Genomic DNA, 14,807 nt, shown 5'->3' with positions numbered 1-14,807 from the left:
AGGGGGTGTCTCAGGCGGCGCGGCGCCGGCGCAGCTCGAACGCGTGGGACCAGTGGGGGTGGTCGTCGATGAGGCGACGGGCGTAGAGAGCGGTGAAGTTGTTGTTCAGCCCGGCGACGCCGTACGGGAGTTGACGTCGCAGGTCTTCGAAGAGGTCCTTGAGGCTGATCCGGGTGGCGCCGGCGGCCAGGCGGCGGGCGGCCATGCGTTCGAGGGATCGGTACACGTGCGGGTTGCGGGCGTCGAAGGCGTGGAACTGCTCGGTGATGGTGCGGCCGGTCGCTCGGTGCGACCCGAGGGCGGCGATGGTCATAGGGGTCCTCCACGGGCGGGACAGCCGGGTCAGGCGCGCAGGGCAGGGTCGGTGCGCAGGCGGGCGAAGGCGCAGAACAGGCCGAGGGTTTGCAGGGCGGCACAGGCGGTGATGACGTGGCCCAGCGCGTCGGGCGGGGTGAGCGCGGTGAGCACGCCGGCGAGGGGGAAGGGCAGCAGGAGGATGAGGATGGTGGCCGACAGGGTGCTGCCGAATGCCTCCGGGGGGATCAGGCGGGAGCGCAGGGTGCGCAGGACGACCGCCAAGCCGCCATCGGCTGCCATCAGGACTGCGACCATGACCAGGTAGGACAGGTAGTCGGGGGCCAGGGCGGCTGCGAGACAGGCGAGCGAAGCGATGACGGAGCAGGCGACTCCCACCGGCCACAGGCCCAGGCGGTCCAACGCGAACCGACAGACGGTGACGGCCACCAAAGTGGCCGCCGCTGCGGCGGACCACACCAGGCCGACGGCCGTGGTGGACTGCCCGAAGTGCTGGACGACGATCACCGGACCGGCTGCCTGGAGAAGGCCGATAGACAGGTTGGACAGGGTCAGCCCGGCCACCAACCAGCCGAGCGCGGGGAGCGCGCGGATGGTGCGCCACCCGGTGACGAGCCCGGCGCCGGGCCGTCCCTTCGGCGCGCGGGCCGGGGCCACGGGTGAGGGCGGTGTGCGCAGGGCGAGCAGCGCGGCAAGCAGCGAGAGCACGGTGACCACCGCGAGCATCGACGGCGGCCCGGCGAGCAGCAGCACGCCGGCGAGCGCCGGTCCGGCCAAGGTCGCCGTCTGGTCGATGCCGAGCAGGGCAGCCTGGACACGGTGAGCCCGAGGTCCCGCTCGGCGGCCGGCGGCGGCACCTGCAGTCTCGACGGCGATGTAGCTGAACTCAGTGAGCACACCGGTCGCCGCCGCCAGCACCATCACCGTCACGCTCGCCGCAGCACCGGACGGGTAGAGGTACAGCAGGACAGCGCCGGCGGCGAGAGCCAGCGCCCGTCCCAGGGAGGCGAGGTGGAAGACCACCGAGGCGCCGCGTCGGTCGACGATCGGCCCGGCCCACCCGAACGCTGCCAGGCGCGGGATCCACTCCAGGGCGAAGGCGGCCCCTGTCAGTACGGCGGATCCAGTCGTGGCCAGAACGAGCAACGGGATGCCGTAGGTGGACATCGCGAATGCCAACGCGTCCGCCGTGCGCGGCAGGTAAATGCTGCTCATCAGCCCTGCCGTGTGGCGTGCGTGCCGGGGTGTGACCGCTGCGCTCACGCGGCCCGCTCGGGCTCGGCCCTGGTCACCTGGGGGTTGCCGGCCAGCCACTGGATCAGGTGCGTGCGGACGCGCGCTAGGTCCGCCTCAGCCTCCGCGCTGATCGGGTGCGCGTCGGGCAGGGGTGCGGGGCGGTCGGCGTTCCCGGGGGTGAGTGAGGGTGCCAGCAGGCCGAGAACGTGCTGGATGCGGCTGCTGAACTCGCAGACGGCGGCGGGGGCCGAGTGACGCCGCGCCCACCGGGCTAGCGCGTCGTACAAGTCGGCCAGTTCCATCCCGGAGTCCGTGAGTTCCAGACCGGCGCCGGACGCGACCCGGACGAGGCCGTGGGCACGGGCCGTGTCGGATGCACTGCGCAGTTGGTGCGCGGAAAGGTCGGGCAGGGTGCCGGCGAGCCGTCGCGGCGGTATGGCGCCGTTGTCGTCGATCTCGGTGATCAGACGGATCAAGGAGCGTGAGGCCAGCAGGTCGATGACCTGGCGCGCTTCGGCAGGGGGGAAGGAAGTGCTCATCGGCGCGGGCCTCCCGCCGGGATGGCTGCCGTCGGGCGGCCGGTGGCAGCGTGCGAGAAGAGGTCGCGGTGGTGCCACACCGGGGACGACCCAACCGCCCGAGCAGGTGGAAGCGCCACGGGCGCCGGCCGTGACGGGCTGCTGACCCACGGCCTCGGCGCGCTCTTGGCCTGCGGCTGCCCCCAGACGGGGTGGCTGGCTGCCTGGTCGAGGGGTTGCCCGGCGGACCAGGCGGACAGCGTGCCGAGGACGGGGCCCAGGGCGTCGCCGGCGGCGGACAGCCGGTAGGGCCGGCCGTTTCCCTCGGTATCGGCCAGACCGTCGGCAACGAGCTGGCGCAACGGCGGATAGATGTTGGTCCAGTCGCTGCTGGGCATCACGATCCGGGCCAGAACCCGGCCACTGACCTCCTTACGCGACTTGAGCACCCACAGGATGGCGGCAGCATGGCGCCGGGTGAGCAGGGTGAGGCTGTCCTCGATCTGCTCGATCGCGGCCAGCGGGCGCTCCGCCTTCTCCAGGTGCTCTTCGGCCCAGGTGACGATCATCGGCAGGATCGGCAGCAGGGCAGTGGCTCGCTCGGTGTGGCCGTAGGTGACGTGCCGTGCGGTGTGTTCGGTGCGCTCGACGAGACCGGCGTCGCACAACGACTTCAACTTGGGGTGGAGCTGGCCGTTCTGCAGCCAGGACACCTTGGCCGCCAACTCGCTGTAGCGCAGCGGCGGGCCGGAGAGGGCCAGCAGGATCCTCACGTTCCAGCGCGGGGTGATCATGGCGAGGGCCTCGGTGACCCGGGCGATGTCGGCGTCGGCATCGGGGGGCAGAGCGGTGATGGCCAAGGGAGGAACTCCTGGGTGAAAGAAGGGGGAATCGCCTGGGGGTCGGGTCAGCGGCTGTGCGCCGCGCTCTGCGCCATAAGGGGCGCGGCCGGAGCAGGCGGCGCGGGAGTCGGAGAGGCAGACGTCGGGGCCGGGACGCGGGCCAGGCTCTGCAGGACGGCTGCGACCGATGTGGCCTGGGCCTCGCGGACGGCGACGGCTTCGGCGAGCCGGCGGGTGCCGTCGAGGAGGTGGGACACCTCGTGCGGGCCGATCTGCCGCTCGGGGTGGACGAGCCGGGCCAGCTGGTCGCGGTGGAAGTCGATGCTGCGCTCGGCCAGGGCGAGGGCGCCGTGCATGCCGAGCAGGGCGGACAGCATGCCGGGGGGCTGGTCCTGTGCATGGGCTTCGAGGTCGGCGAGCGGTGCGCCGTACAGGTCCTCGATCCGGTCGGCTATGTCGGTGGACGTGAGGTGGGGCAATCGGGGGCTTTCACGGTCGGCGGGCCCGGGCCGCCCCGGCACGCTGGGGTGCCGGGGCGGCAGACGGGGGCAGGGTGGCGGTGGCCTTGAGCTGTGCCGTGCGAGCGGGCCGGGTTTGCTTTGCAGGCGGGGGCATGGTGCGCAGCAGCTCGCCGAGGGCTGCGCGGTAGCCGTCGCGGGCCTCCAGTGCTGCTTCCAGCCACTGCGCGTCGAAGCGGAGCTTGTCCGCCGACAGTTCGCCCATGTCCCGCTCGGGGTCCATGTCGGCATGGACGCGGTCGCGGACGCGGGCGACCTGCTCCTCGGTGAGCGCCAGGAACGAGCGCAGCTCCAGGGCACGGGCTAGCTCGGGTGAGGCATCGTGGCCGGCAGCAGCCTCGTACAGCTCGGGTACCGGGTTCCCGAAGACCTTCTGCAGGTCGGTGTCCATGGTGCTGGCCTTGTCCCGGCTCATCGGGCGAACCTTGCCGGCCGCCACGCCGACGCCGGCGCGGGTGTCCCTGCGGGACGATGGGGAGCGCTGGTCTGCACTGCCGGGCCGCTTCGGGGCCGGATGCGGGCCAGGCGCTCTGCGGCGAGGTCCTTCTTTCCCGGGGCGTCCGGGTCGAGGAGCCACCGCACGACCATGGCCCGGCCGTCGCGGGTGGTGACGGCGGCGTTCACCCGATGGGCGAGGCCCATCGTCGGGTCGTCGACCTCGCTGGGCTGGGTCTCAAGGGCGGCGAGGAGGTCGTCCTCTGCGCGCTCCAGCACGGACTGGGCCTCGACGAGAAGGCCGTGCCACTTGACGACGTCGGTGGCGTCGGGGTTCGCGGTCGGAGCGGCGGCGACCGCGGCCTTCAACTGGTCCATGCCCATGCCGAAGCGGGCCTCGATCCGTTCGGTGAGCACGCCCACGACATCCGCAGACTCCTCGGATATGCCGTCGGTCAAAAGGGATCTCCTGTTCTGGAAAGGCCGGTGCCTGCGGAATGTGAGGGGCGGCTGTACTCGATGCCCCCGCCGCTGGGCGGGACGTGCTGGATCCAGTCAGTCCAGACACATGCGGACGTCGCGGTAGACGTAGGTGCCGGAGACCCAGCCCTTGACGCCGGTCGTCTTGTCCGTGATGTAGAGCCAGTTGCCGCTCTTCTTGGACACGCTGAACTTGTGGCTCTTGTAGAGCACGCCGAGCGCGGTGGACTTCGAGCTGGCCTTGGACCGGATGGTCACGGCGTTGGTGTGCACCGTGTACGGGAGCGGCGGCAGGTTGTGGCAGCTAACGGCAGGGGTGGCGGTTGCTGCGGTGGGTTCGGTCGCGGCGCTGGCGGGAGTGGCGGACAGCGCCGGCAGCGCGAGCGTGCCGAGCATCGCCGCGGATATGGCGATTCGGGTGGAGCGCATGCGGAAGAAACCTCCGTGAAGGCGCAGGGAATGCGGGGAAGTGGCCGCGGGAGTTGTCCCCGGCGGCTGTATAAGAGTCCGGAGAATCGGCGGTTTGGCTAACCGGCGATCGTCGGCTATGTTGCGCCGCCCGCGACTGGAACAGCGCTCAGCGAGAGCGGCCGGGCGGATGCGGGGCAGGGGCCTTCGCTACACCTGCCGGGCGGCTGGGGGTGACTGCCGGGCGGACCGGCGGGAGCGGCCCGGCCTTGCCGGTGAGGCGGTCGTCGCACCACTGCAGGGCCTCTCCGGCCGTGTCGAAGCCGCCCTCCCGCAGGGTGTGCGTCCACGTCTCGGTATCGACCTCCTCGACCACCACGCGGAACGGGCTGGGGACTTGCTCGTCCTGTGCACGCAGTACCACGACGATGACCATGTCGTCCGGGTCGTCGCTGGTGTAGGAGTAGCCCATGGCGTAGTGGTCGCCGTCGCCGACGAGGCGTCGCTCTAGTGCTCGCGTGGCCTCGTCCGCCGGTGGCGGGCCCAGTTCGGGGTGGAGGCCGATGGCTTCGGGCGGGCAGCCGCGGTGGATGAGCCAGGACTGCGCCATCGCGGGCAGCGGCAGCTGAGCGTGCTCGAAGCTGAACATGCGCTTCTCGTGGTCCCGTTGCAGATGCACGGCGAGCACCTGGGGCATGCCGGGGCGTCCCCAGGTGGCGGTTCGGTCGAACAGCACGTAGTAGCTGTTCGGGCCGTCGTGGTGTTCGGCGAGGGGGACGAGCATGTCCTCGTGGACAGCGACCTTGCGGTAGAAGTCGAGGTACCTCTCCTCGTCGGAGTCGAGGTCGTCCAGCTCGAAGTCGACGTGGGGGATGGTCTTCCGGGCCGGCGCCGGTTCGGTGGGGGACAACAAGAGCCTTTCGGTGGATCGGTGCAGTTCAGCGCCGCTTCGCTGGAGTGGACGGCGGGGCACCGGGGCGAGCCGGGCTCGTCGGCGCATGCGTTGCAGGAGTCCGGCGGGCGTCCAGCAGTGCGGCTCGTCCGGCGTCGGTGAGGGAGACGGGCTGGCCGGCGTGCACAGGGTGGCTGGTGTCCCGGACGGTGAGGCCGGCGCGTTCCAGCTGCTGCATCTGGGGATAGGGGATGCGGGTGCCGGAGGAGGCGGTCACGGACAGTCGGCCTGTCAGCAGGTGTTCGTGGAGCTTGGCACCGCCGGCGATGGCGAGCAGTGCCGCCCGGTCGTCGGTCGAGAGTCGTCCTTCGTCGGGCGTCGATGCTGCGGCGGCGGCCTCGATGGGCTCCAGGGCGGCGAGCACCTCTTGGGCGGCGGCGTCGCGCGCGTTGGCGGCTTCCTCCAGCTGGTCCACGGTGCGGTCGATGCGTACGAAGAGGGCACCGTCGACAGGGAACTCACCGCTCGTGAGACGGTTGAGCAGCTTGAGGTAGAAGGTGACGCCGATCTGGGCGCTGGCCAGCGTGCGGTGCCGGTCGACCAGCTGGGCGTGCGGGTCGTCGAGGGCGCCGCGGTCGCGGTAGGTCCACAGGGTGTCGATGTCGTGGCCGGTGACCGCTTCGAGGCGGTGGTCGAGCTGCGTGACCGCACGCCGGGTGGGTGTCGGCGCGGGTTGAGGGTGCATGGGCGGCGCTCCGTGCGTTCAGCGGGTGGGATGGTGCGCGGGGTTGGGTGCGGGGCGGGGCAGGCCCGGCAGTGCGGCAGGCGGCGGACCAGGCCGGGGCTTGGGAGGACGGGTGGTCAGCTGCGGGGAACGCGAGCGGGCCGCGTGCGTCCGAGCGCTCAGCGGCCGGCGGGTCATCCCCAGGCGGCGGCCGACCTCGTCGTAGACGTCGTTGCCCGCACGCGGCCGTACCGCGACGACGTGGATCTCCTTGGGGTGGGCGGATTCCGCGGGCGCCGGGCGGACGCCGTAGACGACGCGCCAGTCCTTGCGGCGGTCCACGAACAGCTTCCGGAATCCCTCCAGGTCGCCGTCGAGGCGCTGTCCGAAGCGCTGGGCGTTCACGACTTCCTGCAGGTAGGCGAGGGTGAGGTCGCGGATATCGCTGGGGGCCTGAAGGAGATCGGTCAGCGCGCGAGGGTCGAAGCTCAGTCCGAAGGCGGGCTGTCCCGCTCCCGCGGTCATGGCGTCGGCTCGCCCGGCTCGGCAGTGCCGGCGCCATCCGCCGTGGCCGCGGTCTCGGTGCGCACGGACGGCGGCGGGCCGGGCAGGAGACGGTGAGCGGGCCGGTCGGGGGAGGTCATGCAGGCCGACAGCGGTCCGCCCGGCGCGCGAATCGTGGCGACGGCGTGGGTGAGGAAGTCGCGGTGCCACACGAACAGGCCGGAGAGCCCGGCTTCGGGGTCCTTGTGCTGCTGGTAGGCGAGCCACAGGGCGTGGAGCCAGGCCACGACGTCGTCGTGCTCCTGCCACTGCAGGCACCAAGGTGCCGCGGTGGTGACCTCCGCTCCGTAGACCGGGAGGAAGAAGTCGTCGACCCAGTCCGAGAGGGCGTCGAGTTCGTCTTCCCGTTCCTCCCCGTCGAGTTCCAGGATCGGGCGAGGCTCCGGCGGAACGGCGGCCGGAGGCCCGCCGAGTCCCGGCATACCGAACGCGGCGAACGGTGACCCGCTCGGCGCCGGCGCGGATGCGAGGTGGTCGAGCTGCTGAGCCTGTTGCGCCGACTGCTCCATGAGCCGCCGCACGCTCGCCTCGATTCCCTCCAACTGCGGATCCGGAATACGAACCGGCTCCAGCTCCCCATCGTCAGACGGCCTTGCGGATTCGGACATTGAAAGTTCAGCCTCCTACGAGACACGGGTTGGGAGAAAGGCGAAGGCGTCCTTGCACGGACCGGGCAGTGAAATTGCACGTCCGCTCCGGCGGTGCTCCGCCGGCGGCTCAGCAGGGAGCCGGTTGCGTTGGCGGCAGGAGAGGACGCGGCTCAGGTGGCGAGGACCACGTCGTCCTTGGTGAGGGTGGCGCGGATCGTCTCGGTGAGCCGGTCGGCCGCGATCGCCGCGTAGTGCTCGGTCTTCTCCACGCCGATGAAGTCCCGGCCTTCCAGCAGGGCGGCGACGCCCGTGGAGCCGGAGCCGGCGCAGAAGTCGAGGACCGTGCCGCCTTCGGGGCTGATCTTGACCAGCTCGCGCATCACCTCGACCGGCTTCTGCGTGATGTGCTGGCGCTTGGACCCCGAGGGCTGCGAAGCCGAGTACATACCCGGTAGGTAGACCGGGTTCCGGGAGCCGTCGATCGGCCCCTTGGACGCCCAGACGATGAATTCGCAGTTCTGGGTGAACCGGCCCTTCTGGGGCCTGGCCTGCGGCTTGTGCCAGGCCAGCACACCCCGCCACAGCCACCCGGCCGCCTGGATCGCGTCCGTCGTCGTGGGGAGCTGGCGCCAGTCGGTGAACAGCAGCGCGGTCCCGCCGGTCTTCGTCAGCCGGTGCGATTCGGTCATGATCTGCGTCAGCCAGAAGCCATAGGAGCGCTGGTCCATGTTCTCGCCGGTGAAGTCGGCAAGGTCGTTCTTGGAATCGGCGGAGGTGTACTTCTGCTTCGCGGAGCGGGTGGTGCGCTCCTTCGCGGTCCGGCCGCCGCTGTTGTACGGCGGGTCGGTGATGACGGAGTCGACGCAGCCGTCCGGTAGGCCGGAGAGAACGGCCAGAGCGTCGCCCTGGTGCAGGGAAAAAGGCAAAGAGGAACCCCTATTCGGGTGCGGAAATCGCGGAGGGAAACACCGCCTCGCACAAGCGTCCTCGCGGGCCGGAACCGGGCATGCAGAAGCCCGTGGCCGCAGACCGAGGAGGGCGAGGGGGAGTCAAAAAACTGTAGAGGCGAATCCGCCGACGACCAAGAAACCCTTACCGATGTACCGGTTTTCGGCACCTCACGCCGAGCTTTTTGGTCAACCGCCGATCCGCACCTACTGTTTTTGAACCGCCCGGCGCACACCGCCGCTGGCTACATCCTCGCCACACCTCATGGAGATACCCCTGCCCCGGCACACCTAGCTCACAGCCGGCCGCGCGGAGCGAGCGGCAACTCCCCCGCACCGGCCCGCCTCCGATCGCCCACCCCGGCTGCCGCGCCCTTCCACCACGCCTCGCGAACGCGGCACGCCGGACACCACATCCCGAAGGACTCGTTCATGACGTCTGACCACCCATCCATGCCCGAACCCGCTGACCGGCGAGCGGTCCGCTCGGGTTGAAGGCACTCGCCGCCGGCATCGGCGTCGTCTTCCTCTCCCCGATCCTGCTCGCCGGCGCCGGCATGATGCTCGCCTCCTCCGCCGAAGCCGTACAGAGCAGCAGCTCCTTCAGCAACTGCCTGACCGACATCGACAGCGACAAGGTCGCCGAGCAGGTCACCAAGATTCTCGACGGCGCGTCCGGCAGGGACGTTGACATTGAGGGCCTGGACCTGCCCGCCGAGCAGGTCCCCAACGCGGCGACGATCGTGGCCGCCGGCCTCTCGCTCGACGTTCCCAAGAAGGGACAGATCATCGCGCTCGCCACGGCGATGCAGGAGAGCCGGCTGCGCAACCTGGGCTACGGGGACCGCGACTCCCTCGGTCTCTTCCAGCAGCGTCCGTCCCAGGGGTGGGGCCGCGCCCAGCAGATCCGCGACCCAACCTACGCGAGCGAGCAGTTCTACAAGCACCTGCTCAAGGTGGACGGCTGGCAGCAGATGACCGTCACCCAGGCCGCGCAAGCCGTGCAGAAATCCGGCCTGCCGGACGCGTACGCGCAGTGGGAGAACCTGGCCACCGCGTTGCAGGCCGCCATCGTCAAGACCTTCCCTGGCGCCGGGGATGCCACGGATGACAAGGACGAGAAGCCGTCGACCAGTACGACCGGCTGCGCGCCGGGCCAGGACGGTTCCGGCTTCGGCCGCATCCCCGAAGGGAGCGTCCCCAAGGGCTACTCGATCCCCAAGGACGCCGACCCGAAGGCCCGTAAGGCCATCGAGTGGGCGATGCACCAGCTCGGCACGCTCTACCAGTGGGGCGGATCCTGCACCAACGCACACGGCCCCGACCCCATGGGCCGCTGCGACTGCTCCAGCCTGATGCAGCAGGCGTACGCCCATGCTGGCATCACGCTCACCCGCACCACATACACGCAGGTCAACGAAGGCAAGGCTGTCTCGCCCGCTCACCTCAAGCCCGGCGACCTGATCTTCAGCCGCGGTACCGCCGCACGGCCTGAGCACGTCGGCATGTACATGGGCGAGGGCCTCGTGATTGAGGCGCCACGCACCACCAAGCCGGTGCGGATCACCCCGATCAAGGACTGGGACATTCTCGCCGTCCGCCGCGTCCTCTGACGCCGCCCCGCCCGGTGTCAGCCCGGGCGGGCCGGGCTGACGCGGCCACTTCCGTGCCCTTCGCTCGCCTCTCCCTCCGCTTTCACCTTCCCGTTGGGCCTCGCCGGGCCCGCGTATGCAAGGAGCCTCGCACCACCTATGTCCGTCCCTCTCGCAGACCGCGTCATCCAGCTCGCCTACGACCCAGGAATCACGCCCAAAGGCGGCGGGCTGCCTGGCCTCGCCGTGCTGAAGAACGTGGTCAACAGCATCAACATGTTCGGGATCATCGCCGTCGTCGGCGCCCTCGCCGTCTCGCTAGGCGTATGGGCCTGGGGCCACCACACCGGTGGACACCAGGCCGAGGCCAACGGGAAGAAGGGCGCCGTCGTCGCCGCCGGCGCCGCCCTCGGTCTGGGTGCCGCGAACGGCATCGTGGCCTTCTTCTCCGGCCTGGGATCGCAGGTCCACTGATGCGGAAACGCTTCCCCTCCTCTTCGCTGTCCTCGTACGGCTCGGGCTGGTCGACGAACCAGCGCATCGCGATCGGCGCCACCGTTGTCGCCGTTCTACTTGCCCTCGCCGGGGTCGTTGCCCTGCTGACCGGCGGTGGCAACAGCCAGCAGACTCCCGATGCCGCGCCACCGGCTCCCACGGGCGGCCCGTCCCACTCCGAGGCTGCTCCCAAGCCTTCCTCCGGGTCCGGGTCGGTGCCCAAGCCGCCGCAGATCGCCGAGCCGGTCGCCTACGCCAAGGCAGCGGCCCAGATGCTCTGGTCCTACGACACCCGCGACACCAGCCGCGACCAGCAACTCGCCGGCATGCGCGCCTGGATGACCACCGAGACCAAGTACGCCGACTGGACCTCGGTCGCAGGCCAGGTCCCCGACCCCGTGCTGTGGTCACGGATGGCCGACCAGGACCAGCACGCCACCGCCCACATCACCGAAGGCCACTACCCCGGCGCGTTCAAACAGGCCCTGGCCGAGGATCCGTCCGCGATCACCGAGGCGTACATCTACGTCGTCACCGTCAACGGCAAGCAGACCCTCAGCTGGAAGAAGGGCGGCGGCGGAGCCGAGGAACGCGCCGTGACCCTGGCCGTCCAGTGCCGCCCGAACCACGACTGCACCCTGGCCGCCATCGCACCGAGCGTCACGCAGTGACCCGCGTCTGAGACACGAAAGAAGGAGTAACTCCTCGTGGGTTTCTGTGATTTCCCCCTGGCGGACAAACTGTGCGCCGTCGGCGACGCGGTGGACTTCGCCTCGGACCCGGGCAAGGCCATCGGTGACTGGATGGCGAAGTCCGCCGGTGAACTGGCAGCCGCCGCAGCCGACCTGGCCGCCGAAGCCGTCAACACCACCACCAAGGTCGATCTGAACGCCGGGTGGTTCCGCGACAACTACGAAATGCTGTTGCCGCTGGGCCTGGTCCTGCTGGTCGCCACCTTCTGCGCGCAACTGGTCCGGGCCGCCATCAGACGCGACGGGCAAGCCCTTACCCAAGCATTCACGGGCACCGCGTCCGGAGTCCTGTTCGCCTTCTGCGCCATCGCCCTGACCACAGTCGCCATCGAGGTCGTGGACGCCGTCAGCGACGGCCTGTTCAAAGCCGCACACCTGAACATCGAATCGGCCGTGCGCCGCGTGGTGAAGGTCAGCCAAATCGGGGCGCTGTCCGGTCTCGGCTGGCTCGTCCCGGTCGTCACCGGACTCGGCGCCGCCATCGGCGCCTTCCTCTACTGGTGCGTGATGATGGTCCGCAAGGTCGGCATCCTCGTCATGGTCACCCTCGCGGTCTTCGCCTCCGCCGGCGGCGGCTGGGAAGTCGCCCGGCGCTGGCGCAAGGGCTGGATCGAAGCCACCGCCACCCTCGTCGTCTCCAAGCTCCTGATGACCGTCATCTTCGTCCTCGGTATCGCCGCCATGGGCAAGACCGAAGCCAATGACGGCATCGCCGCGCTCGCCGACGTCATGTCCGGCATCGTGATCATGGTCCTGGTGCTGCTGTGCCCGTACGCCGTCTTCAAATTCGTGCACTGGGCGGCCGACGGCACCGACGGCGAGTCCATCCACCGTGCCGGTGGCGCCGGGGCCCAGATCGCCAAGGCCCACGCCGAGAAGGCCGCCCGCAAGGCCGCCGCAGCCGCAGCCACCGCCGGAACCGGTGGCGCCGCAGCCGGAGCAGGTGGCGCTGCCGCCATGGGGAGTGCCGCACCGCAAGGCCCCGACGGCGGCGGATTCCCCGGCGACATCGCCACCGACCCGACCGGCGGCGAAGGCAAGGACGGTTCGCAGGGCGGTGGTACGGGAGGCTCGCCCGGCGGCGATGCCGTCAAGTCCGGCCTGGAGAAAGCCGTCCAGCCCGCGCCGACCAGCGTGTCCGACGACACCAGCGGCCAGGTGGGAGGCAGCCCTGGACCCGGCGGATCCGGCGCGCATGCCGCGTCCGGCCAGGGCGGCGGATGGCAGACCACTCCGCCGACAACGACACCGCCTCCGCAGGGCGCACCCCCGTCCTCCGGCTCACAGGACGCCGCGTCGAGCGGGTCGGCACCGCCGCCGCCTCCGACCGGCCTCTGATCCCTGCCCGACGCCCGGGGGCGGGACGTGCACACCACCTCCCGCCCCCGGCCTCCACCCGCGCCTCCAGGACCCGCCCCCATGACTGACCTCTTTGTTGCTCCGGTCACGGTGAAGTTCCCCCACCGGAGCCGCCGCGGCATCCTCCTCGGCCTCTCCCTGCCCCAACTCGTTCTCGTCTCCTGCACACTGGCCCTGCTGCTGCTGACGGTGATCTCCACCGGGCTACTCGGCGCCGTTGCCCTGGCACCGCTGTGGGCGGCATCCGGCGCACTCGTCGCCATCCGCCGCCACGGCCGCTCCCTCATCGACTGGGCACCGATCGTCACCCGGTACGCGCACCGCCGCCGCACCGGCCAGACCCTCTGGCTCGCCCGACCTGTCACCAGGCCCCGGCAGGACGGCCTCCTCCATCTGCCCGGCACCGCCGCTTCCCTCAAAGTCGTCACCCCCGGCGATTCCGCCAACGGAGCCGCCGCCGTCCACGACCCGCACCAGCAGACCCTGACCGCCATCGCCCGCGTCACCAGCCGTGCCTTCGCCCTCCTCGACCCAGCCACCCAGAACCACAACGTGAGCAGCTGGGGGCGCGCGCTGGCAGGTATCGCCCGCACCGGGCACGTCGCCACCGTGCAGGTCCTGGAGCGCACCGTGCCCGACAGCGGTGACACGCTCACCCGCCACTGGACCCAGAACGGGCAGCCCCAGACCCCCGTCGCCGGACAGATCTACTCCGAACTGGTCGCCTCGGCCGGCCCGGCCGCCGCTCCGCACGAGACCTACCTCGCCATCTCCCTCGACCTCAAGGCCGCCCGGCGCCTGATCAACCAGACCGGCGGAGGGCTGCCCGGGGCATTCACCGTCATGGAGCAGACCACCGCCTCCATCGCCCAGGCCGCCCGCAACGCCGGCCTGATGGTCACCGGATGGCTGAGCGCGCGGGAGATCGCCGCCGTCATCCGCACTGCCTACGACCCCAAGGCGCTCGCCGCGCTCCAGCAGTGGTCCGAGACCGGCCGCGCTGAGGCCGACCCCGCAGCCGCCGGTCCCGTCGTGCAGTTCGAGGAGTACGACCGCCTCGCCACCGACAGCGCGCGGCACGCGACGTACTGGGTGGAGAACTGGCCGCGCACCGAGATGGGGGCAGGGTTCCTGCACGGGATCATGTTCACGGCCGGCGTGCGCCGCACCCTGTCCCTTGTCTACGTGCCGCAGGGGCTCGAGTCCGCACTGCGGGACGTCCAGCGCAAGAAGGCCGCGATCATCGCCGACGCCAACGAGCGCGCCCGCCGCGGGCAGGTCGACTCCGAAGAGGATTCCGTCGAGTACGCCGACGTCAAGACCCGCGAACGCCAGCTCATCGCCGGGCACGCGGACGTGGCCCTGACCGGCCTGGTCACCGTCACCGCCGAGACCGACGCCCTCCTGGACGCCGCCTGCGCACAGATCGAGACCCACGCCGTCACCTCCGGCGTCGATCTTCGCAAGCTCAACTACCAGCAGCCGGACGCCTTCGCCCTCTCCGCGCTTCCGCTCGCCCGCACCGCCCTGTGAACCAGCAGCGCCCGTGCACGCCCTGACCCACTGCACTCCGGATCACCCGCGACGGGACGCCCCTTCACCACCCTGCCGACCGGCAGGAAGGACCACTACCTTTGACCTCTCCCCCGCGCCCCGACGACGCGCACCCCTACCTCCGCGCCGCGAGCGCCGGCATCCGCCACCACACACGCGCCCTCACGCCCTCGGACGCAGACCCGCCCAGGCCCGTGGACCGTCTGCACCTCGATGTACTGCACGCCCACCTCACCGCTCTGCTCCAGCTTCTGGACCGGCTCGCCGACCACACCCGGCCCCCGCACCCGGCCGCCGGACGTCACCTGGCCACCGCCCACACCAGGCTCTGGCAGGCCACCACCGAAGTCCACGCCGCCTTCCACCTGCTGCCCGGCACACCCCAGGCCGACGCCGAGACAAGCGCCTGCCATCCAGAGCGGCTTCCCGAGGGCCTGCCCGTGCTGACGATCTGCCAGCGCCACCTCGCCGCCGGACACGTCGTCCGCCGCAAGACCACCCCCACCGACCTCCGCCCGCACGCCACGGCCTGCGTGCGATGAGCACCACCCGCAGAATCGAGGGGCCCCCGATGAGCCACCGGCCC

The 14,807-nt window shown here is 70.9% G+C and carries 19 protein-coding genes; 6 read left to right on the top strand and 13 right to left on the bottom strand.

Annotated elements, in window-relative coordinates:
* Positions 1 to 10 precede the first annotated feature (10 nt).
* The 13 genes from N4P33_RS01850 to N4P33_RS01790 all read right to left on the bottom strand — a co-directional run bounded on the left by N4P33_RS01850 (position 11) and on the right by N4P33_RS01790 (position 8,448).
* Positions 11 to 313, bottom strand: a complete 303-nt coding sequence (locus N4P33_RS01850) for a hypothetical protein (protein WP_054100383.1) — start codon at positions 311 to 313, stop codon at positions 11 to 13.
* 29 nt (positions 314 to 342) lie between these two features.
* A complete protein-coding gene (locus N4P33_RS01845; RefSeq protein WP_289625165.1) occupies positions 343 to 1,530 on the bottom strand; it encodes an MFS transporter in 1,188 nt (395 codons plus the stop codon).
* Positions 1,531 to 1,574: 44 nt separating this feature from the next.
* Positions 1,575 to 2,090 carry a hypothetical protein gene (locus tag N4P33_RS01840; RefSeq protein WP_061441564.1) on the bottom strand — a complete coding sequence of 172 codons (516 nt, stop codon included), beginning with the start codon at positions 2,088 to 2,090 and terminating at the stop codon, positions 1,575 to 1,577.
* Positions 2,087 to 2,929 carry a helix-turn-helix domain-containing protein gene (locus tag N4P33_RS01835; protein ID WP_061441565.1) on the bottom strand — a complete coding sequence of 281 codons (843 nt, stop codon included), beginning with the start codon at positions 2,927 to 2,929 and terminating at the stop codon, positions 2,087 to 2,089. Before N4P33_RS01835 ends, N4P33_RS01840 begins: the two co-directional genes overlap by 4 nt.
* A 47-nt stretch (positions 2,930 to 2,976) precedes the next feature.
* Entirely contained in the window at positions 2,977 to 3,390 is a 414-nt protein-coding gene (locus N4P33_RS01830) for a hypothetical protein (RefSeq protein WP_061441566.1), read from the bottom strand.
* Between the two features lie 10 nt (positions 3,391 to 3,400).
* The gene (locus N4P33_RS01825; RefSeq protein WP_061441567.1) at positions 3,401 to 3,844 is read right to left on the bottom strand and encodes a hypothetical protein; all 444 of its coding nucleotides are present in this window, start codon (positions 3,842 to 3,844) and stop codon (positions 3,401 to 3,403) included.
* Positions 3,841 to 4,323, bottom strand: coding sequence for a hypothetical protein (locus N4P33_RS01820; RefSeq protein ID WP_061441568.1), 483 nt, complete (start codon positions 4,321 to 4,323; stop codon positions 3,841 to 3,843). Before N4P33_RS01820 ends, N4P33_RS01825 begins: the two co-directional genes overlap by 4 nt.
* A gap of 96 nt (positions 4,324 to 4,419) precedes the next feature.
* Positions 4,420 to 4,740, bottom strand: coding sequence for an SH3 domain-containing protein (locus N4P33_RS01815; RefSeq protein ID WP_061446785.1), 321 nt, complete (start codon positions 4,738 to 4,740; stop codon positions 4,420 to 4,422).
* 181 nt (positions 4,741 to 4,921) lie between these two features.
* Positions 4,922 to 5,665, bottom strand: a complete 744-nt coding sequence (locus N4P33_RS01810) for a hypothetical protein (protein WP_061441569.1) — start codon at positions 5,663 to 5,665, stop codon at positions 4,922 to 4,924.
* Positions 5,666 to 5,690: 25 nt separating this feature from the next.
* On the bottom strand, positions 5,691 to 6,389 hold the full coding sequence (locus N4P33_RS01805; protein ID WP_061441570.1) for a hypothetical protein: 699 nt from the start codon (positions 6,387 to 6,389) through the stop codon (positions 5,691 to 5,693).
* Positions 6,390 to 6,407: 18 nt separating this feature from the next.
* A complete protein-coding gene (locus N4P33_RS01800) occupies positions 6,408 to 6,893 on the bottom strand; it encodes a hypothetical protein (RefSeq protein WP_054100375.1) in 486 nt (161 codons plus the stop codon).
* Positions 6,890 to 7,441 carry a DUF4913 domain-containing protein gene (locus tag N4P33_RS01795; RefSeq protein ID WP_061446786.1) on the bottom strand — a complete coding sequence of 184 codons (552 nt, stop codon included), beginning with the start codon at positions 7,439 to 7,441 and terminating at the stop codon, positions 6,890 to 6,892. Before N4P33_RS01795 ends, N4P33_RS01800 begins: the two co-directional genes overlap by 4 nt.
* A 251-nt stretch (positions 7,442 to 7,692) precedes the next feature.
* Positions 7,693 to 8,448, bottom strand: coding sequence for a site-specific DNA-methyltransferase (locus N4P33_RS01790; RefSeq protein WP_061441571.1), 756 nt, complete (start codon positions 8,446 to 8,448; stop codon positions 7,693 to 7,695).
* 512 nt (positions 8,449 to 8,960) lie between these two features.
* On the opposite strand from N4P33_RS01790, the gene N4P33_RS01785 reads away from it, so the two are divergent.
* The 6 genes from N4P33_RS01785 (at position 8,961) to N4P33_RS01760 (ending at position 14,763) form a co-directional block, all read left to right on the top strand.
* Positions 8,961 to 10,082 (top strand): C40 family peptidase, encoded by a 1,122-nt coding sequence (locus N4P33_RS01785; RefSeq protein WP_061441572.1) that lies wholly within the window; start codon positions 8,961 to 8,963, stop codon positions 10,080 to 10,082.
* A 138-nt stretch (positions 10,083 to 10,220) separates the two neighbouring features.
* Positions 10,221 to 10,535, top strand: coding sequence for a DUF6112 family protein (locus N4P33_RS01780; RefSeq protein ID WP_054100372.1), 315 nt, complete (start codon positions 10,221 to 10,223; stop codon positions 10,533 to 10,535).
* Entirely contained in the window at positions 10,535 to 11,227 is a 693-nt protein-coding gene (locus N4P33_RS01775) for a hypothetical protein (protein ID WP_061441573.1), read from the top strand. Before N4P33_RS01780 ends, N4P33_RS01775 begins: the two co-directional genes overlap by 1 nt.
* A gap of 36 nt (positions 11,228 to 11,263) precedes the next feature.
* On the top strand, positions 11,264 to 12,646 hold the full coding sequence (locus N4P33_RS01770) for a hypothetical protein (RefSeq protein WP_061441574.1): 1,383 nt from the start codon (positions 11,264 to 11,266) through the stop codon (positions 12,644 to 12,646).
* A gap of 81 nt (positions 12,647 to 12,727) precedes the next feature.
* Positions 12,728 to 14,200, top strand: coding sequence for an SCO6880 family protein (locus N4P33_RS01765; protein ID WP_260824374.1), 1,473 nt, complete (start codon positions 12,728 to 12,730; stop codon positions 14,198 to 14,200).
* 101 nt (positions 14,201 to 14,301) lie between these two features.
* Complete coding sequence (locus N4P33_RS01760) at positions 14,302 to 14,763, top strand: DUF6238 family protein (RefSeq protein WP_061441576.1); 462 nt, start codon at positions 14,302 to 14,304, stop codon at positions 14,761 to 14,763.
* Positions 14,764 to 14,807 lie beyond the last annotated feature (44 nt).

It is taken from the genome of Streptomyces sp. 15-116A, assembly GCF_025290915.1.
In the GTDB taxonomy this organism is placed as follows: Bacteria; Actinomycetota; Actinomycetes; order Streptomycetales; family Streptomycetaceae; genus Streptomyces.
This window is presented reverse-complemented; position numbering and strand designations above follow the sequence as displayed.